The sequence below is a fragment of the Dactylosporangium sucinum genome (assembly GCF_014647515.1).
In the GTDB taxonomy this organism is placed as follows: Bacteria; Actinomycetota; Actinomycetes; order Mycobacteriales; family Micromonosporaceae; genus Dactylosporangium; species Dactylosporangium sucinum.
Genome location: NZ_BMPI01000004.1, coordinates 85,367 through 107,691 on the forward strand (window position 1 = coordinate 85,367; position 22,325 = coordinate 107,691).

General features: G+C 72.5%; 19 protein-coding genes. 10 read left to right on the plus strand and 9 right to left on the minus strand.

Going from position 1 to position 22,325, the window contains the following annotated elements; translation table 11 throughout:
* Window positions 1-11: 11 nt before the first annotated feature.
* From IEZ31_RS04555 to IEZ31_RS04590, 8 genes are all read right to left on the minus strand, one after another.
* The gene (locus IEZ31_RS04555) at window positions 12-3,182 is read right to left on the minus strand and encodes a UvrD-helicase domain-containing protein (protein ID WP_229834196.1); all 3,171 of its coding nucleotides are present in this window, start codon (window positions 3,180-3,182) and stop codon (window positions 12-14) included.
* Window positions 3,183-3,218: 36 nt separating this feature from the next.
* Window positions 3,219-4,484, minus strand: a complete 1,266-nt coding sequence (locus IEZ31_RS04560) for a metallophosphoesterase (protein WP_190248447.1) — start codon at window positions 4,482-4,484, stop codon at window positions 3,219-3,221.
* A 4-nt stretch (window positions 4,485-4,488) separates the two neighbouring features.
* The gene (locus IEZ31_RS04565; protein ID WP_229834267.1) at window positions 4,489-4,734 is read right to left on the minus strand and encodes a MoaD/ThiS family protein; all 246 of its coding nucleotides are present in this window, start codon (window positions 4,732-4,734) and stop codon (window positions 4,489-4,491) included.
* Complete coding sequence (gene moaA / locus IEZ31_RS04570; RefSeq protein ID WP_190248449.1) at window positions 4,731-5,762, minus strand: GTP 3',8-cyclase MoaA; 1,032 nt, start codon at window positions 5,760-5,762, stop codon at window positions 4,731-4,733. Before moaA ends, IEZ31_RS04565 begins: the two co-directional genes overlap by 4 nt.
* Window positions 5,763-5,836: 74 nt before the next feature.
* Window positions 5,837-6,703 carry a fructosamine kinase family protein gene (locus IEZ31_RS04575; RefSeq protein ID WP_190248450.1) on the minus strand — a complete coding sequence of 289 codons (867 nt, stop codon included), beginning with the start codon at window positions 6,701-6,703 and terminating at the stop codon, window positions 5,837-5,839.
* Window positions 6,703-7,137, minus strand: a complete 435-nt coding sequence (locus IEZ31_RS04580) for a hypothetical protein (RefSeq protein WP_190248451.1) — start codon at window positions 7,135-7,137, stop codon at window positions 6,703-6,705. The genes IEZ31_RS04575 and IEZ31_RS04580 overlap by 1 nt, the downstream gene beginning before the upstream one ends.
* Window positions 7,109-8,776 (minus strand): GTPase, encoded by a 1,668-nt coding sequence (locus tag IEZ31_RS04585; RefSeq protein WP_190248452.1) that lies wholly within the window; start codon window positions 8,774-8,776, stop codon window positions 7,109-7,111. The genes IEZ31_RS04580 and IEZ31_RS04585 overlap by 29 nt, the downstream gene beginning before the upstream one ends.
* Complete coding sequence (locus IEZ31_RS04590) at window positions 8,773-10,596, minus strand: GTPase family protein (protein ID WP_190248453.1); 1,824 nt, start codon at window positions 10,594-10,596, stop codon at window positions 8,773-8,775. Before IEZ31_RS04590 ends, IEZ31_RS04585 begins: the two co-directional genes overlap by 4 nt.
* A gap of 227 nt (window positions 10,597-10,823) precedes the next feature.
* Between IEZ31_RS04590 and dnaK the strand changes: the two genes are divergently transcribed.
* From dnaK to IEZ31_RS04610, 4 genes are read left to right on the plus strand one after another with little or no spacing between them, the layout of a single operon-like run.
* A complete protein-coding gene (gene dnaK / locus IEZ31_RS04595) occupies window positions 10,824-12,689 on the plus strand; it encodes a molecular chaperone DnaK (RefSeq protein WP_190248454.1) in 1,866 nt (621 codons plus the stop codon).
* Window positions 12,686-13,429, plus strand: coding sequence for a nucleotide exchange factor GrpE (gene grpE / locus IEZ31_RS04600; protein ID WP_190248455.1), 744 nt, complete (start codon window positions 12,686-12,688; stop codon window positions 13,427-13,429). Before dnaK ends, grpE begins: the two co-directional genes overlap by 4 nt.
* A gap of 25 nt (window positions 13,430-13,454) precedes the next feature.
* Entirely contained in the window at window positions 13,455-14,678 is a 1,224-nt protein-coding gene (gene dnaJ / locus IEZ31_RS04605; protein ID WP_190248456.1) for a molecular chaperone DnaJ, read from the plus strand.
* Window positions 14,665-15,120 carry a heat shock protein transcriptional repressor HspR gene (locus IEZ31_RS04610; RefSeq protein ID WP_190248457.1) on the plus strand — a complete coding sequence of 152 codons (456 nt, stop codon included), beginning with the start codon at window positions 14,665-14,667 and terminating at the stop codon, window positions 15,118-15,120. The genes dnaJ and IEZ31_RS04610 overlap by 14 nt, the downstream gene beginning before the upstream one ends.
* Window positions 15,121-15,259: 139 nt before the next feature.
* On the opposite strand, the gene IEZ31_RS04615 is transcribed toward IEZ31_RS04610, so the two are convergent.
* Window positions 15,260-15,691: a hypothetical protein gene (locus IEZ31_RS04615; RefSeq protein ID WP_190248458.1), complete on the minus strand. Its 432-nt coding sequence runs from the start codon at window positions 15,689-15,691 to the stop codon at window positions 15,260-15,262.
* A gap of 200 nt (window positions 15,692-15,891) precedes the next feature.
* Here IEZ31_RS04615 and IEZ31_RS04620 point away from each other — a divergent pair, with 200 nt between their 5' ends.
* The 6 genes from IEZ31_RS04620 to IEZ31_RS04645 all read left to right on the plus strand — a co-directional run bounded on the left by IEZ31_RS04620 (window position 15,892) and on the right by IEZ31_RS04645 (window position 22,232).
* Window positions 15,892-16,461 (plus strand): DUF1707 SHOCT-like domain-containing protein, encoded by a 570-nt coding sequence (locus IEZ31_RS04620; protein WP_190248459.1) that lies wholly within the window; start codon window positions 15,892-15,894, stop codon window positions 16,459-16,461.
* Window positions 16,449-17,600 (plus strand): beta propeller repeat protein, encoded by a 1,152-nt coding sequence (locus IEZ31_RS04625; RefSeq protein WP_190248460.1) that lies wholly within the window; start codon window positions 16,449-16,451, stop codon window positions 17,598-17,600. The genes IEZ31_RS04620 and IEZ31_RS04625 overlap by 13 nt, the downstream gene beginning before the upstream one ends.
* Before the next feature lie 83 nt (window positions 17,601-17,683).
* Window positions 17,684-20,278, plus strand: coding sequence for an ATP-dependent chaperone ClpB (clpB, locus tag IEZ31_RS04630; RefSeq protein ID WP_190248461.1), 2,595 nt, complete (start codon window positions 17,684-17,686; stop codon window positions 20,276-20,278).
* Between the two features lie 17 nt (window positions 20,279-20,295).
* Window positions 20,296-20,676, plus strand: a complete 381-nt coding sequence (locus tag IEZ31_RS04635) for a hypothetical protein (RefSeq protein WP_190248462.1) — start codon at window positions 20,296-20,298, stop codon at window positions 20,674-20,676.
* Window positions 20,677-20,723: 47 nt separating this feature from the next.
* On the plus strand, window positions 20,724-21,371 hold the full coding sequence (locus IEZ31_RS04640) for a hypothetical protein (RefSeq protein ID WP_190248463.1): 648 nt from the start codon (window positions 20,724-20,726) through the stop codon (window positions 21,369-21,371).
* Between the two features lie 63 nt (window positions 21,372-21,434).
* Window positions 21,435-22,232, plus strand: coding sequence for an SDR family NAD(P)-dependent oxidoreductase (locus tag IEZ31_RS04645; protein ID WP_190248653.1), 798 nt, complete (start codon window positions 21,435-21,437; stop codon window positions 22,230-22,232).
* The last annotated feature ends 93 nt before the right edge of the window (window positions 22,233-22,325 follow it).

The window sequence follows — 22,325 nt, forward strand, 5'->3', positions numbered from 1 at the left end:
GCCGAACCCTGTCAGATCAAGCGCAGTTGTCGATCTTTCGGTTTCCGCGGCGCCGCCGCGCCCCGGCGTTCCAGCAGGCCCGGGTCGATGGCCGACAGGAACGGCGTCGGCGGCATCTCGCGCTCCGAACCGTGCCGGAAGCGCGTGCGGCTGTGCGAGATGAACAGGCGATCCTGGGCCCTGGTCAGGCCGACGAAGAACAGCCGGCGCTCCTCCGCGACGTCGTCCTCCGACTGGCGGGCCCCGGCGAACGCGCGCAGCGGCAGCAGCCCGTCCTCGCAGCCGACCAGGAAGACGACCGGGAACTCGAGGCCCTTCGACGCGTGGAGGGTCAGCAGCGTCACCCGATCGGCGCGGGAATCCCAGCCGTCGACCTCCGCGCCGGTCGCGAGCGCGCCGAGGAACTCGTCGAGGTCGCTGCCGGCCCGCAGCGCGAGCGGCGTCATCAGGTCGACCGCGTTCCACACGTCGGCCTCGCTCAGGCCGAGCACGTCGGAGTCGAGCTGGCCGCAGCGACCGGCCACGACCTGGCCGGCGAGGCGCACCCGGGCCGCGATCGAGCCGCCGAGCCCGGCGGCGAACCGCAGCTCACGGGCGATCGCGGCGACGCCCGGCCGGTCGAGCAGCCGGTCGTGCGACCGTTTCTGCACCGGGATGCCGGCCCGCGACAGCGCGTCGACGATCGGGCCGGCCTGGCTGTCGGTGCGGTACAGCACGGCGATGTCCGCGAACGACATGGCGCCGACGGTCGCCCGGGAGTCGACCCGCCCGTCGTGCGAGCGGTGCGAGAGGCCGCCGACCAGCTCGTCGACGGTGCGAACGACGAAGTCGGCCTCGTCGGCGACGGACCCCGCCGGGTACAGCCCGACCATCGGCGCCTCCAGGTCGAGCCGCGCCGGGTCGAGCCGTCGGCCGGGCACCAGCGTGGTCGGGGCGATGGCCTGGACGGCGGCGGCCAGGATCGGCGCCGACGAGCGGTAGTTGCGGGTCAGCCGGACCACCCGCGCGTCGACCTCGGGCGTCGAGAAGTCGGTGGTGAACCGCAGGAAGAACGAGACCTCGGCGCCGCGGAACGAGTAGATCGCCTGGTCGGGGTCGCCGATCGCGCACAGGTTGCCGCCCGGCGGGCAGAGCAGCCGCAGCAGTTCGTACTGCACGGGGTCGACGTCCTGGTACTCGTCGACGAAGATCCACTGCCAGCGCGCCCGGTATCGATCGACCAGCGCCGGCGACTCCGACAGCAGCTGGACGGTCAGCGTCAGCAGCTCGTCGAGCGACGCCAGGTCGCGGGCGCGCAGCGCCTTGGCCAGCGTCTCCTGCATCGCCGGGTCCAGCAGCGCCTTGCGGGCCTCCCGTTCCGACAGCGGCGCCAGCGCCGCCAGCAGGTCGGCCTCCTCGGCGATCCGGAACTGCGGGGTCAGGCCGACGGCTTCCGCGTTCTCCCGCAGGATCGACAGGCCCAGCGCGTGGAACGTCGACACCGTGACCGCCTCGGTCACCGGCCCGAGCAGGACCTCCAGCCGCTCCCGCAGCTCCTCCGCGGCCCGGCGGGTGAACGTGATCGCCAGGCACTCCTCGGGATACACGTCCAGCTCGGCGCACAGGTACGCGATCCGGTGGGTCAGCGTCCGCGTCTTGCCCGTGCCCGGCCCGGCGACGATGAGCAGCGGACCGCCGGGCGCCGAGGCCGCGACCCGCTGCAGCGCGTCGAGCCGGTCGAGCAGCCCGGTGCCGACCTCTTCCATGCCGGCGAGCATGGGCTCGAGCGGCTCGTGCGGCGACGGCGGCGGCGCGATCGGCGGCGGCGCCTCGACCGGCGGCTCGACCGCCTTGGGCCGGCGCTTCGGGGCCGCTTTCGCGACCGGCTGACGTTGCTTCGGTACCACCGGAATGTCGAACAACGTCTCCTCTTGGACGGCAGGAGCGAGCTCGGCGGGGTCGAACAGGCGGATCACGCCGTACTCGCCGTCATACCCCGGAGTCCGGTGCACCTCGCCGCGCCGCAGCCGCGCGATGCCCTCCCCGAGCAGCTCCCCGCCGACCCGCGCGATCTCGTCGACCGGCACGTCGCGCAGGATCGCCAGCTCCGAGCCCAGCTCGGGGACGAGCGTGTTCAGCTGGGCGTCGACCGTCTTCGACTTCGGCCCCACGCCGTGGATCTCGCCGAGGATCTCGTGCAGCTGGATCAAGTGCGTCACGCCCGGCGCGCCCTCCGGCACGAACCCGTCCGGCCGGTCGGCCAGCTCCTCGACGCGGTGCAGGACGCCGACGGTCAGCGGCTTACCGCACTCCGGGCAGCGGCCCTGCGCCTCGCGGGTGCGGGCCGGCGGCCAGTTGACGTCGCACGCGCGGTGCCCGTCCGCGTGGTACTTGCCCTCCTCGGGGAAGAACTCGAGCGTGCCGACCAGCCCGTCGCCGGTCCGCAGCGCGTCGCGCACCTGGTAGTAGTCCAGCTCCGTGGTCAGTACCGTCGCCTCACGCGCCAGCGCGGGCGCCGAGTGCGCGTCGGAGTTCGACACCAGCCGGTACCGGTCGAGCGAGGACACCCGCCAGTTCATCTCCGGGTCGCTGGACAGCCCGGTCTCCACGGCGAAGATGTGGTCGGCCAGGTCGGCGTAGCAGTCGGCGATCGCGTCGAAGCCCGACTTCGAGCCGAGCGCCGAGAACCACGGCGTCCAGATGTGGGCGGGCACCAGGTATCCGTCGGGGCTCGCCTCCAGCGTGATCTCCAGCAGGTCGCGCGAGTCGAGGCCGAGGATCGGGCGGCCGTCGGAGCCGAGGTTGCCGATCCGGCCGAGCGCGGTGTTGAAGCGGGCGACCGCGTCGAAGTCGGGCTGGTAGATCAGGTGGTGCACCTTGCGGGTCTTGTCGCCCCGCTTGTAGATCGTCGAGATCTCCACCGACAGCATGAACCGGACCTCGGGCTCGGACAGCCGCGGGGGCAGCCGGCGCTTGACGTCGGCGTCGCGCTCGGCGTCGAGCCGGAAGAGGCCGGGCTCGGCCGGCACCAGCACCTCGCGCAGGTGGTCGTGCCAGGCCGGGTGGGTGAAGTCGCCGGTGCCGAGCAACGTGATGCCCTTGCGCCGTGCCCACCAGCTGAGGGTCTCCATGCTGAGGTCACGACTGCACGCCCGCGAATACTTCGAGTGGATGTGGAGGTCCGCGACAAAGTTCGAAGGCACGCTGCATCCTGTCACAGCGGCCGCGGGCGTCGCCCGCTACGCGCCGTGCAACTCCACGACCGAGATGTCCGGCGGTGCACCGAAACGCACCGGCGGACCCCAGAAGCCGGCACCGCGCGTGACATACACCTGCGTGCCGTCCACGTTGCCCAGCCCGGCCACGACCGGTGCCTCAAGCCCCACCAGCAGGTTGAACGGCACCATCTGCCCGCCGTGCGTGTGGCCGGACAGCTGCAGGTCGACGCCGTGCCGGGCCGCGTCGTGCGCCTGGACCGGCTGGTGCGCGAGCAGCACCACCGGCCGGGCGGTGTCCCGCCCGCCGAGGGCCTTGGCGAAGTCCGGCCCGTCGCCGACGTCCGCGCCGGTCACGTCGTTCACCCCGGCGAGGTCGAGCCCCTGGATGTCGACGCGCTCGTTGCGCAGCACCCGCACGCCGAGCGAGTTGACCTCGTCGACCCACTCCTGGTAGCCCGAGAAGTACTCGTGGTTGCCGGTCACGAAGAAGCTCCCGTGCCGCGCCCGCAGGTCCTGCAGCGGCTCGGCGGCCGACCCGAGCTCGGCGACACTCCCGTCGACGAGGTCGCCCACGACGGCCACCAGGTCCGCGTCGACGGAGTTGATGATCCGCACGATCCGCTCGGTGTGGGAGCGCCCGAGCAGCGGCCCGAGATGGATGTCGGACACGAGCGCGATCTTGAACCCATCCATGCTCGCCGGCAGCTTTGCCAGCCGGATCGGGATCCGCTTGAGCTGCGGCTCCCCGAGGGCCTGCCACGTGCCGATCCCGACGGCCCCGACGGAGAGCGCCCCGGCGGTGGCCGCGAGCGACCGCCCGAGCAGCAACCGCCGCGCGGGATCGAACGTCGGGTCAGCGGACGAGGGCTGCGAGGCGGAGGACTCCGCAGGAGACACGCCGGAGGGATCGTCCGAGCCCGGCAGCGCTGACGTGGCGGGCACCGTGATCGCCGCCGGTGCCTCCTCCGCGGCGGCCGGCGTGCGGCGCCGCAGCCGCAGCCGCAGGGCGAGGCGGGGCAACTCCAGCAGGGCCAGCGTCACCAGCAGGTAGAACATCAGGGCCAGCCACAGGTATCCCGGCCAGGCCAGGATCGGCTGCTGCGAGTGGGGCAGGACCCGGGTGCCCACCAGCGTGACCGGGAGCAGGAGGGCGAGCACGATCACGGCCACCGTGCCCGCGCGGCGCCGGCGGCCGGGGGCGGTGGTGTCCTTGACGAGGCGTTTCCACAGGTAGAAGTGGATGGCGCCGAGGATCAGCAGCACCACCGCCAGGAACACGACGATCACGGGATCAGCCGCCTGCGAAGGGTGGGAGGACGTCGACCGTCGCGGCCGGCGGGAGGGTGGCGGTGCGGTCGCGCCAGGAGACGCCGTCGACCAGGAACGAGCAGGCCGTCAGGACCGACGCCAGGTGCGCGCGGTCGGCCGTGATCAGGGCGGTCAGCTCGTCGAGCGTCGCCGCCTCGAGCTTCTCCTCCGGCACGCCGGCGGCCGCGCGGGCCCCGGCGAAGTAGCGCACCAGCAGCACGCCGCTCAGCCTCCGATCGCCGACATGGGGCGGATGGGCTGCAGGAAGCGGGGGTCGTCGATCCCGTGGCCGGCCGGCTTGCCCCACATCGCCTTGCGCCACAGGTCGGCCAGTTCCTCGTCGGTCGCGCCGGAGCGCAGGGCCCCGCGCAGGTCGGTCTCCTCCTGACTGAACAGGCAGGAGCGGACGGCGCCGTCGGCGGTGAGCCGGGTGCGGTCGCAGGCGCCGCAGAACGGGCTCGACACGCTGGCGATGACGCCGACCCGCGCCGGGCGGCCGTCGACCGCCTCGTAGCCCTCCACCAGCCAGGTCTCGGCGGGCGCGCCGCCGCGCCGGACCGGATCGGGCCGCAGCGTGAACGCCGCGCGCAGCTGGGCCAGGATCTCGGCGCCGGTGACCATCTCCTCGCGGCGCCAGGTGTGGCCGGCGTCGAGCGGCATCTGCTCGATGAACCGCAGCTCGTAGCCGTGGGCCAGGGCGAACCGCAGCAGCGGCACCGCCTCGTCGTCGTTGAGGCCGCGCATCAGCACCGCGTTCATCTTCACGGGCACCAGGCCGGCCTCGGCGGCCGCGGCCAGGCCGGCGAGGACGTCGGCGTGCCGGTCGCGGCGGGTCAGCTCCCTGAAGCGGGCCGGGTCGGTGGTGTCGAGCGAGACGTTGACCCGGTCGAGCCCGGCGGCGGCGAGCGGGCCGGCCAGCCGGGTGAGGCCGATGCCGTTGGTGGTCAGCATGGTCTGCGGGCGCGGCTCGAGCGCGGCCACGGCCCGCACGATCTCCGGCAGGCCGCGGCGCAGCAGCGGCTCGCCGCCGGTGAACCGCACCTCGGTGACCCCGAGCCGGCGCACGGCGACGCCGATCAGGCGCACGACCTCGGCGTCGGTGAGCAGCGTCGGGCTGGGCAGCCAGTCGAGGCCCTCGGCCGGCATGCAGTAACTGCACCGCAGGTTGCACCGATCGGTCAGCGAGACCCGCAAGTCGACCGCCACACGGCCGTGCCGGTCGGCGAGACCGGCGCCAGGGGGCTCCGTTGCGGTCATGCTCGAAACGGTACCCGAACCGCGGCCGGCCAAGAGCCGAAGGCGTCGGCCGAACAAGCAAGCAACAGTCAGTCCTAGAGGGAGCGAACGGTGGAGCGGACCGACTCCCGGTAGGCGGCTCCGAACATGGCGGTGTGGACCAGCAACAGGTACAGCCGATGCAGGGGAACCCTTTCGCGCCAGCCGTCAGCGAGCGGCCATGACTCCTGGTAGGCGGACAGCAACCGATCGTAGAACGGTGCGCCGCCCCACAGGCCGAGCAGAGCCAGATCCGTCTCCCGGTGCCCGCCGTGGGCGGCCGGATCGACCAGCCAGCCGTCCCCGTGCCGATCCCAGACCACATTGCCCGGCCAGAGGTCGCCGTGGATCCGTGACGGCGGCTCGTCGCCGCCATATGTCGAGATGTCGGACATCACCCGCTCGACCGCAGCCGCGTCGTCCGAGGCCAGCGCCCCGTTCGCAACAGAAGCGTGCAGGAATGGCGCCAAGCGGAACGCAGCGAACCACGCACCCCACGGACCCGGAGAAGGATCATTCGGCAGCACAGCGGTGCCGATGTAGCCGTCCCACGGTGCACCGAAGGACGCTGCGCCGCAGCGGTGCAGCGACGCGAGCCGCCGCCCGAACCGCTCCGCGCCCGCGGCGGACGCCTCCCCGTGATCGATCCACGAAAGCGCCAGCATGTCCGGAAAGACGGCGATCACCTCCGGTACAAATGCCGCATCAGCCTCCCGGAGCCATCGCAGTCCCGCAGCCTCGGCGGCGAAGAAGCCCGAGGGTGGATCGACCAACGTCTTGGCGAACAGCGACCCCCCGTCGTCGAGCGTGAGCCGCTGCGCCGTGCAGATCGACCCGCCCGGCACCGGCGTCTCCCGGATGCGCTGGTGCTTGAGGAACACCGGCAGCTGCTCCGGATGCGCCTTGAGGTAGTCGAGATCCATCAGCGCTCCGTTCGCAGGTGGTGGGTCGCGGCGAGCAGCGGCGGCACGAGCGCCCCGCCGACCAGGCTCAACAGGCTCAGCACCCGGTCGGACGTGCCCATGTGGCCGGCGTGCAGGGCGTGGTAGCCGAAGTGCAGCGTGCCGAACACCGCGGTCGCGATCCCGGCGAGCCAGCTCACGGCCGGCCGATCCAGGATCGCCGCCCCGGCGAACAGCACCGCCAGCGTCAGCATCGTCGCGCCCAGGTCGACCACGAGGTGTTGGTTGTACGGCGGATACGCCGACGTCCACCGCAGCCCGAAGCCGGGAAAGGTCGAGTAGAAGTGCTCGGGCGCGCCGACGGCCCACCCGCCCCACACCAGGTTGACCAGCCCGAGAGCGGCGAACCCGGCGCGCCGGAGGAGTCTAGTCGCGGGCGGCCCGGAGAGCTTCACGCGCGTCATCGTACGAGCGGAGGACCTCCCGCACGGGCGCGACGATGTGCGTGGCGGCCACCTCGGCGATCGCGTCGCGCAGCCGGCGCTCGGCCCGCGCCCGGGCCCGGCGGGCGGCGAGCCCGACCACGGGCCGGATCACCACCGCGAGCAGCAGCCCGAAGAGCAGGCCGCCGCCGAGCAGCACGGTCGCCAGCGGCAGCCGGCCGACCTGCGGGCCGTCGATGCCGGGCAGGCCGAGGAACGCGAACACGGCCCGCACGGCCAGCCAGAGCAGCCCGGCCAGGGCGGTCGCCGCGCCGAGCCACTGCAGCGCGCCGACCAGCCGCCACCAGGCCGGCTTGCGGGCCATCCCGAGGTCGGCCGAGGCCACGGCGACGTCGAGCGCGTCGGGCACGTCGTCGACCTGCGAGCGCGACGCCTTTGTGACGGCCTCCGGCCACGGCTCGGGCAGCCCCGCCCCCGCCTCCTGGGCGACGTCGCGGGAAGCCAGCGTGACCGCAGCCTTCTGCGCGGCCGTCGACTCGGGCAGGGAGGTGGCCGACGGGGTGGGCACCGGCGCGCTCGGCAGGTGCAGCCGACGCAGCGGGTCGGGCCGCAGGCGGCGCAGCCAGCGGGCGACGGGCCAGCCGAGGGTGCCGGTGGCGCGGTGGCGGTACGTGCGTTCGGTGGCGTCGACGACGATCGGCACCCCGGCCGCGGCGGACAGGGCGCCGGCCAGCCGGTCGACGGTGCCGCGGGCGACGCGCTCGCCCCCACCGGTGTCCAGGGCGACCATCGGCTCCAGCCCGGCGACCGCCTGGTTGACGTCGCCCGCGAGCCGGCGCAGCGCCGCCTGCCGGTCGGCGACCGCCCGCTCCAGCGTGGCCCGCAGCGTGGCCAGGCCGGGCTGGCCCTTGGCCGACGTGGCGAACGCGGGCACCCCGCCGAGGCCGTCGGCCTCGAGCAGCCGCTGCAGGTCGGCGACCAGCCGCTCGCTGTCGGCGCGGTTGAGCCGGTCGGCCTGGTTGAGCACGACCACGGTGACGTCGCGGTGCTGCTGGAAGTTGGCCAGGTACTGCTGGTGGACCACGCGGTCGGCGTACTTCTGCGGGTCGAGCACCCACACGACGAGGTCGACGAGCCGCAGCAGCCGGTCGACCTCCACCCGGTGCCGGGCTTCGATCGAGTCGAAGTCGGGCAGGTCGAGCAGCACCAGCCCACGCAGGGCGGCCTCGTCCTCGCCGTCGAGCGCGCTCTCCCGGTTGAACCGCCGGCTGGGCGGCACGCCGAGCCAGTCGAGCAGCGGCCCGGCCCCGGCCGGGCCCCACACGCAGGCGTGCGCGACGCCGGTCGTCGGGCGGCGGACCCCGACCCGCGACAGCTGGAACTTCGAGAGCGCGTTGAACAGGCTGGACTTGCCGCTGCCGGTCGCGCCCGCGAGGGCGACGACGGTGTGCGCGCGGGACAGTGCGAGCCGCTCGCCGGACCGGTCGATCACGGTGCGCGCGGTGACCAGCCGGTCCTCGGGCACGTGCTCCTCGGCGGCGCGCACGAACCGGCGCAGCCCGTCGACCCGGGCCACCAGCCGGTCGGCGTCGACCGTGCCGCCGCCGCCCTGGCGCGGAATCGCCTGCTTGATCCGTTCGACAAGGCTCATGAAGTACCGTCCAGATCGGCCGCGAGGCGGGCGTTGTGCACCGTCGTGCTCGCGCCGCGCAGGCGGGCGGCCACGTCCTCGTCGATGCCGGCTCCCTCCAGCGCGCTGCGGAACCGGCCGGACTCCTCCTCGAACAGCGCCGTGACGCGCTCGACCAGGTCGCGGCGGGCCCGCTCGGCCAGGGACCGGACGGCCTGGTCGCCGAAGATCGCCTCCAGCACCTTCTGCGCGGCCACGGTGGTGCCGCCCGCCACGGCGATCTCGGCGCCGGTCGGGATGAACGCGGTCGCCGCGAAGACGCTGACCATGACCAGCAGGCCGGTGGCGTTGACGGCGTAGGCGCTGGCCCGGGCGATGACCCGCTTGTCGGCGGCCTCGGTGCGCACCAGCTCCAGCACCGAGCGCTGCCAGTCACGGATGAGCCGGCCGATCCGCTCGTCGAGGTCGTCGGACGGGTCGCCGAGGCCGGGCGCGGCGTCGAGCAGGGCGGCGCCGGCCGGGTGGGCCCGCCAGGCCGTGGCCGCGTTCTCGGCGGCGTCGGTGGCGGCGCCCTTGAGCAGGACCGCCAGGCCGGTGCCGATGGCCTCCTGGAAGCGGGCGCCGGGGGCGGGCCGGCCGGTGATCGCGGCCACCAGCCGGTCGCGGACCTTGCCGACGCGGGCCTGCAGGGCGCGCATGATGTCGCCGGTGCCGACCAGCTCCTGCCAGCGGGCGAGCACCTCGCCGCGCAGCAGCGCGCCGTCGTGGATGCCCTTCTCGACCGACTCGGTGGCGGCCCGGTAGGCGCCGCGGACCGCCTCCTGGAGCACCCGGGCGGCGGACAGCTGGTCGTCGGCCGCGGCGGAGAGCACCACGACGTCGACCGTCAGGGCGTCGATCGCCCCGGCGACGGTCTGCCGGACGACCGCGGCCCGCGCGTCGGCGTCGCGGGCGAGCCGGGTGAACCAGTCGTGCAGCGGGCCGACCTGCGCCTCGGTGAGCAGGCCCTGGCTGTCGAGGCGGGACTCGGCCAGGACGAACAGCGGGACCCCGCCCAGGTCATGCTCCTGCAGCATGCTCTTGAGGTGCGGGGCGATCTCGTCGGCCGCGCCGCCGCCGGGGACCCGGTCCAGGACCAGGGCGACGGCCGTGCCCCGGTTGCGCGCGGTGCGCAGCATGCCCCAGGGCACCGCGTCGGCGTATCGGGCGGCGGTGGTGACGAAGAGCCACAGGTCGGCGGCGGCGAGCAGCTGTCCGGCCAGCTGCCGGTTGGCGTCGACGACCGAGTCGATGTCGGGCGCGTCGAGGAAGGCGAGCCCGGGGCTGAGTGCCGGTGCGGAGACCACCTGCAGGGAACGCGGGTCGCTGCTCGGCCCGGACGTGCGCATGAGCGTCGGCAGGAGATTGGCCTGGGAGAACCACGTCATGTCGGCCGGGTGGCAGACGAGCACCGGCGCCCGGGTCGTCGGGCGAAGCACCCCGGCCGGGCTGACGGGCGTGCGCACCAGGCTGTTGACCAGGGTGGACTTGCCGGCGCCGGTGGAGCCGCCGACGACCACGAGCAGCGGCGCGTCGAGCCGGTCGAGGCGCGGGAGCAGGTAGTCGTCGAGCTGGCCGACCATGCCCTTGGCGACCGTCCCCGCGCGCTCGGCGCTGGGCAGCGGCAGGGCGAACCGGACGGCCCGGACCGTGTCGCGCAGCTCCACGAGCGCCGCGGCGAGCGCGCCGGCCGGAGTCGTCTCCGGTGCTCGGGCGCGAGGGGGCCGACCGGAGGACAGGGCATCCGCCGAAGGGTCGGCAGCCGTCGACCGGGCGGACACCGACTCGCCCTGTGTGGTCACGGATAAAGCGTGCACGATGCGACCGGCCAGCGCCATGCAATGGCCGTAAGCATCGATGTCACCCGGCGCAATCTCACCCCTTGACCACCCGGCTGTGCGGAAGTTGCGTCGAAGTCACTCAAGCTCCGACTTGACGATCGAGAGTCGCGTGGCACTATTGAGTGACAGTCACTCAACTTCGCAGCCGGCGCTCGAAACGCCGACTGCCGCATGGAGGTCAAGCAGCTATGGCACGTGCGGTCGGCATCGACCTCGGAACCACCAACTCGGTGGTCAGTGTCCTGGAGGGCGGCGAGCCCAGCGTCATCGCCAACGCCGAGGGTTCGCGCACGACGCCGTCCATCGTCGCGTTCGCCCGCAACGGCGAGGTGCTCGTGGGTGAGGTCGCCAAGCGGCAGGCCGTCACCAACCCGGATCGGACCATCCGCTCCGTGAAGCGGGAGATGGGCACCAACTGGGCCATCGACATTGACGGCAAGAAGTACACCCCGCAGGAGATCTCCGCGCGGGTGCTCATGAAGCTCAAGCGTGACGCCGAGGCCTACCTCGGCGAGCAGATCACCGACGCGGTCGTCACCGTGCCGGCATACTTCAACGACGCGCAGCGCACCGCCACGAAGGAGGCCGGCGAGATCGCCGGGTTCAACGTGCTGCGGATCGTCAACGAGCCCACCGCGGCCGCCCTGGCCTACGGGCTCGACAAGGGCTCCAAGGAGCAGACCGTCCTGGTCTTCGACCTCGGCGGCGGCACCTTCGACGTCTCGGTGCTGGAGCTGGCCGAGGGCGTCGTCGAGGTCAAGTCGACCTCCGGCGACAACCACCTCGGTGGCGACGACTGGGACGAGCGGATCATCGACCACCTGGTCAAGACCTTCCGCGGTCAGCACGGCATCGACCTGTCGGCCGACAAGATGGCCATGCAGCGGCTCAAGGAGGCGGCCGAGAAGGCCAAGATCGAGCTGTCCGCCGCCACCACGACGTCGATCAACCTGCCCTACATCACGGCCGGCCCCGACGGGCCGCTGCACCTGGACACCCAGCTGTCCCGCGCGGAGTTCCAGCGCATGACGCAGGACCTGCTGGACCGCACCAAGGTGCCGTTCGAGCAGGCGATCAAGGACGCCGGGATCAAGGTCTCCGCGCTCGACCACGTCATCCTCGTCGGCGGCTCGACCCGCATGCCGGCCGTGACCGACCTGGTCAAGCAGCTCACCGGCAAGGAGCCCAACAAGGGCGTCAACCCGGACGAGGTCGTCGCCGTCGGCGCCGCTCTGCAGGCCGGCGTCCTCAAGGGCGAGGTCAAGGACGTGCTGCTCCTCGACGTCACCCCGCTGTCCCTCGGCATCGAGACCAAGGGCGGCATCATGCACAAGCTGGTCGAGCGCAACACGACCATCCCGACCAAGCGGTCCGAGGTCTACACCACGGCCGACGACAACCAGCCCTCCGTGCTCATCCAGGTCTTCCAGGGCGAGCGCGAGATGGCGGCCTACAACAAGCGCCTCGGCACCTTCGAGCTGACCGGCATCCCGCCGGCGCCGCGTGGCGTGCCGCAGATCGAGGTCACTTTCGACATCGACGCCAACGGCATCGTGCACGTGTCCGCCAAGGACCTCGGCACGGGCAAGGAGCAGTCGATGACGATCACCGGCGGCTCGGCGCTGCCGAAGGACGACATCGAGCGGATGATGCGCGACGCGCAGGACCACGCCGACGAGGACAAGCGCCGCCGCGAGGACGCCGAGACCCGCAACCTGGCCGAGGCCCTGCAGTGGCAGACCGAGAAGTTCCTCGCCGAGAGCGGCGACAAGATCCCGGCTGACGCCCGCGAGCAGATGAACGAGGCGCTGGGCGACCTGCGCAGCGCGCTCGGCGGCAACGACACCGAGCGGATCAAGGCGGCCCACGAGAAGCTCGCCCAGGTCTCGCAGCAGGCCGGCAGCGCGCTCTACGAGCAGCAGCGGCAGCAGCAGGCGCCGGGCGGCGCCGACAACCCGGGCGCCGCGGGTGCGTCGGCCGGTGGCACGACGGCGGGCAACGGCCCGGACGACGTCGTCGACGCCGAGATCATCGACGAGGACAACAAGAAGTGACCGACGAGAACCGCGCCGCCGGCTCGGAGGAGCCGGCGGAGCGCGTTGTGATCACCGAAGAGCCGAGCAAGCCCAACGAGCAGAACGCACCGAACGAACCGACAGAACCGAACGAAGAGACCGCGGAGGAGGCGAACGTGGAGGTCGAAGAGACCGAAACCAAGGCCCCCGAGCCGGCGGCCGAGCCCGACGCGGTGGAGGGCGAGATCGTGGACGAGGCGTTCACGGTCCACGCGCCACCGGCCGGCGAGCCCGGCGCAGCGGCTGCGCAGGGCACCACCGACGACGCTCACCAGCACGGCCTCGGCGCCGAGCTGGCAGCGCTGCGGACGGAGCTCGATGAGCGCACGCGTGACCTGCAGCGGGTCACGGCCGAATACGCGAACTACCGCAAGCGGGTCGACCGGGACCGGGCCCTGGTGGTCGAGCAGGCCACCGGCAACGTCCTGGGCGCGCTGCTACCGGTGCTCGACGACCTCGACCGGGCCCGTGACCACGGCGACCTGGTCGGCCCGTTCGGCGCGGTGGCGGAGCAGCTCATCGCCGCGCTGACGAAGTTCGGGCTGACCGTGTTCGGGGCCAAGGGCGACCCGTTCGACCCCACTCGCCACGAGGCAGTGGCCCACCTGACGTCGGCCGAGGTGACCGAGCCCACATGTATCGACGTGATGCGGCGCGGTTACCTTCTCGGCGAGCGGCTGCTGCGACCCGCGCTCGTCGCGGTCGCCGACCCGGAGTAGACGAACGCCTGGAGGAGGTGGCGCGATGAGTTCGAAGGACTGGTTGGAAAAGGATTTCTACGCGGTTCTGGGCGTCACCAAATCCGCTTCCACCGACGAGATCAAGAAGGCGTACCGCAAGCTCGCCCGCGAGCTGCACCCCGACCGCAACCCCAACAACGCGGCGGCCGAGGAGCGGTTCAAGGCGGTGTCCGAGGCCTACGACGTGCTCTCCGACGAGCGCCGTCGCAAGGAGTACGACGAGATGCGGTCGCTGTTCGGCGCGGGGCAGTTCCGCCGCAACGCGCGGGCCGGCGGTCCGGCCGGTGCGGGCGGGTTCGACTTCACCGACCTGTTCGCCAACGGCACGGCGGGTGCGCCCCGTGGCGCCGGTGGCGGTGACCGCCGGTTCGGCGGCGCCGGCTTCTCCGACCTGTTCAGCTCGATCTTCTCGGGCGGCGGGGGCGGGGCGGCCGGCGCGCCGGCCGGGCGGCGGACGCGCGGGCGGGACGTCGAGACCGAGGTGGTGCTCAACTTCGCCGACGCGGTGCAGGGCGCGACGCTGCCGATCACGCTGCGCACGCCGGGCACCTGCGATACCTGTCACGGCAACGGCGCGGCGCCGGGCACGTCCCCGCGGACCTGCCCCAAGTGCCGCGGGCTCGGCGTGGTGAGCACCAACCAGGGCTCGTTCAGCTTCACCGAGCCGTGCCGTGAGTGCCAGGGCGTCGGCACGATCGTCGACGAGAAGTGCCCGGAGTGCCACGGCACCGGTGGGGTCACCAAGACCCGCACGATCAACGTGCGGATCCCCGCCGGCGTCGCCGACGGCCAGCGCATCCGCCTGGCCGGCCGCGGCGAGCCGGGCGCGCGCGGCGGCGCGGCCGGCGACCTGTTCGTGCTGATCAAGGTCCGGGCCGACCCGGTCTTCGGCCGGTCCGGCGACGACCTGACGCTGACGGTGCCGGTGACGTTCGCGGAGGCGGCCCTCGGGGCCGACCTGCGGGTGCCGACGCTCGACGCGGCCGTGACGCTGCGGGTGCCCCCGGGCACGCCGAGCGGGCGGACGCTGCGGGTGCGCGGCAAGGGCGTCGTCCGGCGCGACGGCAACGTGGGTGACCTGCTGGTCACCATCGACGTCCACGTGCCGGCCGAGCTCTCCGAGGAGGCCCGGCGGGCACTGACCGACTTCGCGGCCGCGGCGCCGCCGGCGCCACGCGAGCGGCTCGACGCGATCGCACGGGAGCGCAGTAGCTATGAGCAGCGGTGACAACGGCGAGGAGCACGAGGTCTTCCTCAGCTTCGAGGCGGTTTCCGACGCCAAGGTGCTGATCATCTCCATCGCGGCCCGGCTGGCCGGCATGCACCCGCAGACCCTGCGGCAGTACGACCGCATGGGCCTGGTGCAGCCCGGCCGCACCTCGGGCGGCGGCCGGCGCTACAGCGAGCGCGACGTCGCGCTCCTGCGGGAGGTGCAGCGGCTCAGCCAGGAGGACGGCGTCAACCTCGCCGGCATCAAGCGGATCATCGACCTGGAGGGCATCGTCGGCGACCTGCGCCAGCGGGTGGCCGAGCTCGAGGACGAGCTGATCCGCACGCGGGCCAGGCTGGCCCAGGTCGAGGCGGCCGGCTTTCCGCGCCGAGACCTGGTTCCGCAGCATCAGCGCCAGACGGCGCTGGTCGTCTGGCGACCGGGTCGCAAGGACGTTTGAGCGCCGCCGGCGCGGGGCACCCTGACGGCAGGGAATGGTGCGGTTGTTCCGGAGGCTGACCGGGATGCTCGCGCAGGGGTGTGGTCAAGCTCGGAAGGGCGTCCGTCAGGGGCGCCCTTCCGGCTGTCGCGGGCGAAGCTCAGGCCAGCCGGCGGGGCTGGCGGACCAGGCCGCCCTCGCACCAGTCGTGGTATTCGAACAGCTCCGGCCGCGCGAGCAGCATCCGGGCGTTGTGCGCCCAGGTGGTGAGCAGTTCGTCGCCGTGCTCCTCGGCCTGCTCGACGAACTTCCGCAGCCGCCGCTTCGGGTGGGCCCGGAAGTGCGTGCGGATGCCGTCGGCGGCGTAGATGTACAGGCAGTGCAGCGCGAACCGGCGCGCCGGGCAGGCCGGGTCCATCGCCAGGTCGAACAGGGTGCCGATGAGCCGGTCGCCCGCGACCAGCAGGTCCCAGTCGGGCGGCATCGTCTGCAGCACGGCCGCGTCGGGGTGATAGGCCCACGCGCGCAGCTCGGCAGGAGTAGGGTCTACCGGGTTCGCGAAGCCTCGGAATCCCGCTTGTGTCACGCTCACCGTCTGCTCCCGTGGCCAGCGGGCTGAGTTATCGCCAGAGGTCCTGGGTCCGGCGACACGGTAGCCCGCCATCTGGCGACAGCGGAAGAGCCGAAGGGATTGGTTACCCTCCGGATACTCCGAAAATTCCGTAAATTTCGCGTTTCCCGTAGCGCAAAACGCGGGATGTCAATGGCCCGGCAGGGGTCTACAGTGTCGTCGTGAGCAGCGAGCGCCCGGACATGCGCATCTCCGACGCCGAGCGCGAGCGGGTGGTCGCCCAGCTCAACACGGCCGTCGCGGAAGGCCGGCTCACGCTGTCAGAGTTCGAGGAGCGGGTCGACGGCGTCCTGCGCTCGCGCACCTTCGGCGAGATCGAGCCGTTCGTCGGCGATCTGCCGGTCCGCACCCCGGCATCGGCGCCCGACCTGTTGCCGATCCGCAACCGCTCGTCGAGCCTCAAGCGCCAGGGCCGCTGGACGGTGCCGCGGCGGATCTCGATCAGCACCCGCGCCGGCGCCGTGAAGCTCGACTTCACCGAGGCCGTGTTCCTGCAGCGCGAGGTGCAGATCGACATCGAGGCGCGGTCGAGCGCGGTCGACCTGGTGCTGCCGGCCGGGGCCACCGCCGACGTCGACCAGATCGACAACCATGCCAGCACGGTCAAGACCAAGGTGCCCGCGGTCTACGACGCCGGTGGCGAGGGCGTGGTCTTCCGGATCAACGGCGAGCTGCGCAGCAGCAGCGTCCGCGTCCGTTATCAGCGACGTTTCTGGTGGTGGCGTTGGTAGCAGTCCGGCGCCGAGCCGTGGTCGTCGCGCTGGCCACCGTCCTCACCGCGACGCTCACCGCTGGCGGGTGCCGGCCGCAGGAGACCCCGCAGGCCGAGGAGCCCGCCCCAGACGTCTCGTATGAGGAGCTGCCGCCCGCCCCGACCGGCTCCGAAGACCCGCACAACCGGCAGAACGTCGTGCCCGTGCCCAAGGGCACCTCGCCGCGGGCCGTCGAGTTCGCCGACCCCGACACCGGCTACGCCCTCTTCAGCGCCTGCGTGGCCGGCCAGTCCTGCGAGGTCGGGCTGGTGCTCACGCTCGACGGTGGCAGCAGCTGGGTGTCCCGCAAGCTGCCCTTCGACGACGCCACCGAGGTCGACATGCGCCTCGGCCGGGGCAACGTGCTCATCCTCAAGGCGGCGCCGACCGGCTGGTTCATCTCCCGCGACACCGGCCGCACGTTCGAGAAGCGGCCGATGGAGCCGGCGCCGGTCGAGCTCAACCTGACCGAGCCGCGCTACCAGGCCAGCTGCCCCGAGGTCGGGGCGAGCGAGTGCCCGGCCCGGCAGCTCACCCAGGTCGCCGACGACGGCACCCGCGCCGCGATCACCGCCAAGCCCCCGGGCAGCCACGCCTTCACCAGCATCGCGGTGACCGACGACAACCGCATGTGGGTGTCCTCGAAGGTCGTCGACGACACCGGCCCGACCGTCACGGTGTGGTATAGCTCCGACGGTGGCAAGCACTGGGTCGCCGACGGCAGCGTCCACCCACTGGACCCGACCGCCGACCCCAAGCTCGTCGTCGACCCCTCCGGCACCGCCGTCTGGCTGGTCGGCGGCCGGTTCGCGGCGCGCCGCAACGGGGCCGGCTCGTGGACCGAGGCGACCGCGATGCGCGAATTGTCCGAGGTGTACAGCGCGGAGGTGCTCCCGCGCGGCCGGGTGCTCGTCGCCACCGGCCAGGGCGTGTGGCTGGTCGACCTCGAGCAGAAGGTGCGCGACCCGGGCGCCCGCACGATCTTCCGGCTGCGCCGGCTCGGTCAGACGACCGTCCTGGGCTACCCGGCTCAGCAGTCCGGCGAGGTTTGGCTGTGCGCTGTCCAGGAGAAGGACGGGAAATGTGACTGGTCGCGCGTCGCGGTCAGTGCCCGCTGAGACTTGAGTGGAATAGACTCAACCTCGGAGGTGTCGTACCCAAGGAACGGGTAGCACTGAGACCGAGGAGCCACGGACCCAACATGAACGCCGAACGCCTGACCACCAAGAGTCGCGAGGTCATCAAGGCCGCCGTGGACGCGGCGAGCCAGCGCGGACACGCGACCGTCGAGCCCTGGCACCTGCTGCTCGCGTTGCTGGACACGGGCGGCTCGACCGCGGCCGGCCTGCTCCGCGCGGTCGGGGCCAACCCCGCCGACGTGCGGCGGGCGGCCGTGCACGCCGTCGACCGCCTGCCGAGCGCGCGGGGCGCCAGCGTCGTCGAGCCGAACGTGTCGCGCGAGTTCGCCAACGCCATCGCCGCGGCCGAGCAGATCGCCCGTCCCCTCGGCGACGAGTACACGTCGACCGAGCACCTGCTGGCCGGCCTGGCCCGCGTCGGCGGCGCCGTCGCCGCCCGGCTCAAGGAGGCCGGCGCCACCGAGCAGACCCTCGTCGCCGCGTTCCCGCAGGTCCGCGGGGGCGACCGGCGCATCACCACCGCCGATCCGGAGCAGACCTACCAGGCGCTGGAGAAGTACGGCGTCGACCTGACCCAGTCCGCCCGCGACGGCAAGATCGACCCGGTCATCGGCCGAGACTCGGAGATCCGCCGGGTCATCCAGGTGCTGTCCCGCCGGACCAAGAACAACCCCGTCCTCATCGGCGAGCCGGGCGTCGGCAAGACCGCGATCGTCGAGGGCCTCGCCCAGCGGATCGTGGCCGGCGACGTGCCGGAGTCCCTGCGCGACAAGCGCCTGGTCAGCCTCGACCTGGGCGCGATGGTGGCCGGCGCGCAGTATCGCGGGCAGTTCGAGGAGCGCCTGAAGTCCGTCCTGGAGGAGATCAAGGGCTCCAACGGCCAGGTCATCACGTTCCTCGACGAGCTGCACACCGTCGTCGGCGCCGGCAAGGGCGAGGGCTCGATGGACGCCGGCAACATGCTCAAGCCGATGCTCGCCCGCGGCGAGCTGCGGATGGTCGGCGCGACCACCCTGGACGAGTATCGGGAGCACATCGAGAAGGACCCCGCCCTGGAGCGGCGGTTCCAGCCCGTGGTCGTCGGCGAGCCGTCGACCGAGGACACCATCGGCATCCTGCGCGGGCTCAAGGAGCGCTACGAGGTGCACCACGGCGTGCGGATCACCGACGCCGCGCTGGTCGCCGCCGCGTCGCTCTCCGATCGGTACATCACCGACCGCTTCCTGCCGGACAAGGCCATCGACCTCGTCGACGAGGCCGCGTCGCGGCTGCGCATGGAGATCGACTCGCGGCCGGTCGAGGTCGACGAGGTGGAGCGCAACGTCCGGCGCCTGGAGATCGAGGAGATGGCCCTCGCGAAGGAGCCCGACCCCGCCTCCGCCGAGCGCCTGCAGCGGCTGCGGGCCGAGCTGGCCGACCGGCGCGAGCAGCTCACCGCGCTCACCGACCGCTGGCAGAACGAGAAGGCCCACATCCAGAAGATCTCCAACACCAAGGAGCAGCTGGAGCAGCTGCGCGGCGAGGCCGAGCGCGCCGAGCGCGACCTCGACCTGGCCAAGGCGTCGGAGCTGCGGTATGGCGTGATTCCGCAGCTCGAGCACGAGCTGGCGCAGGCCGAGCGGGAGCTCGAGGGGCTCCAGGCCGCGGGCGCCATGCTGAAGGAGGAGGTCTCCGCCGACGACATCGCGGCCGTGGTCGCGTCCTGGACGGGCATCCCGGCCGGCCGGCTCATGGAGGGCGAGACCGCGAAGCTGCTGCGCATGGAGGACTCGCTGCGCAGCCGCGTGATCGGTCAGGACCGGGCGATCCAGGCGGTGTCCGACGCGGTGCGCCGGGCGCGGGCCGGCATCTCCGACCCCGACCGGCCCACGGGCAGCTTCCTGTTCCTGGGCCCGACCGGTGTCGGCAAGACCGAGCTGGCCAAGGCGCTCGCCGAGTTCCTCTTCGACGACGAGCGGGCCATGGTTCGCATCGACATGAGTGAGTATAGCGAGAAGCACACGGTCGCCCGGCTGGTCGGCGCGCCGCCCGGCTACGTCGGCTACGAGGAGGGCGGGCAGCTCACCGAGGCGGTCCGCCGGCGCCCCTACACCGTCGTCCTGCTCGACGAGGTCGAGAAGGCCCACCCGGACGTGTTCGACGTGCTGCTCGCGGTGCTCGACGACGGCCGGCTCACCGACGGCCAGGGCCGCACGGTCGACTTCCGCAACGCGATCCTGATCCTGACGTCCAACCTCGGCTCCGAGGTGCTGGCCGACGACCCGACGCTCAACGCCGAGCAGCGCCGCGACGCCGTGATCGCCGCGGTCCGGCAGCACTTCAAGCCGGAGTTCGTGAACCGCCTCGACGACATGGTGGTCTTCGACGCGCTGTCCCAGGAGGACCTGCGTAAGATTGTAGAGATCCAGCTCAATGCGTTGGGCCGGCGGCTGGCCGACCGGAGGCTCGCGCTCGACGTCACGGACGCCGCGCGTGACTGGTTGGCGAGTCTTGGGTACGACTCGGTGTACGGCGCTCGCCCGCTGCGCCGCCTGGTCCAGACGTCGATCGGCGACCAGCTCGCCAAGGCGCTGCTGGGCGGGGCGATCCGCGACGGTGACCGGGTGGTCGTGGACCTGGCCGACGACAAGAAGGCGCTCTCCGTGACCGCCGGCTAGATGGAGGTGTACTGGCGATGCTGTGGAACAAGCTGCTAGGGGAACGCGGCGCGTTCCATGACGAACTGCGCCTCATCGAGGACGCCGACACGCTGGCGTTCGGTGGGGTCGGCATCGCCGGCGCACTCCTGCCGGCCACGAAGGCCTATTTCGCGATCGAGGAGGGGCTCCGGGGGCACGCCGCCGAGCTGCGGCCGAAGCTGGAGGCCCTCCTCGACAAGGCCACCCCGGCCGGCCGCGTCTACGCGGCCGAGCTGTTGACTCACGTCGACGCGGAGGCCGGCCGGGCCGCCTGGCGCCGGCTGGCCGGCCAGCACGGGGACGTCAAGACGTTCAGCGGATGCATCATGAGCAGCACGACCGTCGGACGATATGCCGAGGAGCGGCTGCGGGATTAGCCGGGCGTCGATACGGTGATCCTCTAAGAGTCACGGGAGGAGAACCGATGTCTTTCGACGCGCCCTCGCCGGCGCCACGTGTACGACCGTCCACCGTCAGTCTCGCCGTCAACCTGCTCTTCGCCGCGGCAGCGCTGGAACTGATCAACATCATCCTCAGCGCCGTCTACGCCGGCAAGATCGCCGACGCGTCGAGGAAGGCGCTGGAGGGGACCAGCCAGGCCAACAGCAACCCGACCCTGTCGACCGTGATCGGCGTGGTCGTGGGGCTGATCATCCTCGTGCTGCTCGTGGTCCTGGCCATCTACGTGGGCAAGGGCAAGCAGATCGCCCGGATTCTCACCTGGGTGCTGGGCGGTCTGGCGCTGTGCTGCACGATCGGCACGTTCGGCCTTTCGGCCCTCGGTGAGGCGGGCTGGAACGAGGCCCGCAAGAACGACCCCGACCTGCCGACGTGGCAGGAGTACAACAAGGCGCTCTACGCGGACGTCCCGGGCTGGTACCAGCCGGTCACGACGATCGTCAGCATCCTGATGGTGGTCGCGATCCTCGTGGCGATCATCCTGCTCGCGCTGCCCGCCTCGCACCCGTACTTCCGGGCGCCGCAGCAGGAGTGGGAGCCACCGGTTCCCGGCACCCCGGGCGGCGACGACCTGCCCCCGCCCCCGCCCCCGCCGGCCGGCCCGGCACCCTGACGATCAGCGGGGTGGGCGGCCGCGAGCGGCCCACCCCGCACGCCGGCGCGCGGCAGCGGCTAGATTGCCGCGGTGACCGAACGGCGCATCGCACTCATCACCGGGGCCACCGCCGGCATCGGGGCCGCGTTCGCCCGCGAGCTCGCCGCCGAGGGCTATGACCTGGTCCTCGTGGCCCGCGACGAGGCCCGGCTGGGTGCCATGGCCGCCGAGCTGTCCTCCGTCGACGTGGCCGTGCTCCCCGCCGACCTGGCCACCCCGGAGGGCTGCGACACGGTCGCCGCGCGGCTCACCGATCCGGCCCGGCCGGTCGACCTGCTGGTCAACAACGCCGGGATGAGCCTCAACCGCTCCTTCCTGCGCTCGACGGTCGAGCTGGAGGAGGCCCTCCTGCGGCTCAACGTCAACGCGGTCATGCGGCTGACGCTCGCCGCGCTGCCGGTGATGACCGAGCGGGGCCGCGGCGACATCGTGAACGTGTCGTCGGTGTCCGGCTTCGCGGCGCTGATGCCCGGCTCCACCTATCCGGCGAGCAAGGCCTGGGTCACCAACTTCAGCGTGTCGCAGGGCCAACTGGTCCGCGGGTACGGGGTGCGGGTGATGGCGCTGTGCCCGGGGTACACCCGCACCGAGTTCCACGACCGGGCCGGCATCGACGTGTCGAAGACGCCGTCCTGGATGTGGCTCGACGCCGGGGCGGTGGTCCGGGCCGGGCTGAAGGACCTGCGCAAGGGCAAGCTGGTGAGCGTGCCGGACTGGAAGTACAAGCTGGCGACGTTCGGCATGCGGCACGCGCCGCAGGGTCTGGTGCACCGGGTCTCGCGGCGCACCCGCAGCCGCATCGGCCGAGAGACGCACTGACCGAGCCGTCGGGGCATTGACGCATCCACCGGCCGGCGGGGAGCCTCCCCCGGTTCGGTGCGCACCCTCCTCCACCTGGGCAGGTACGTGTGG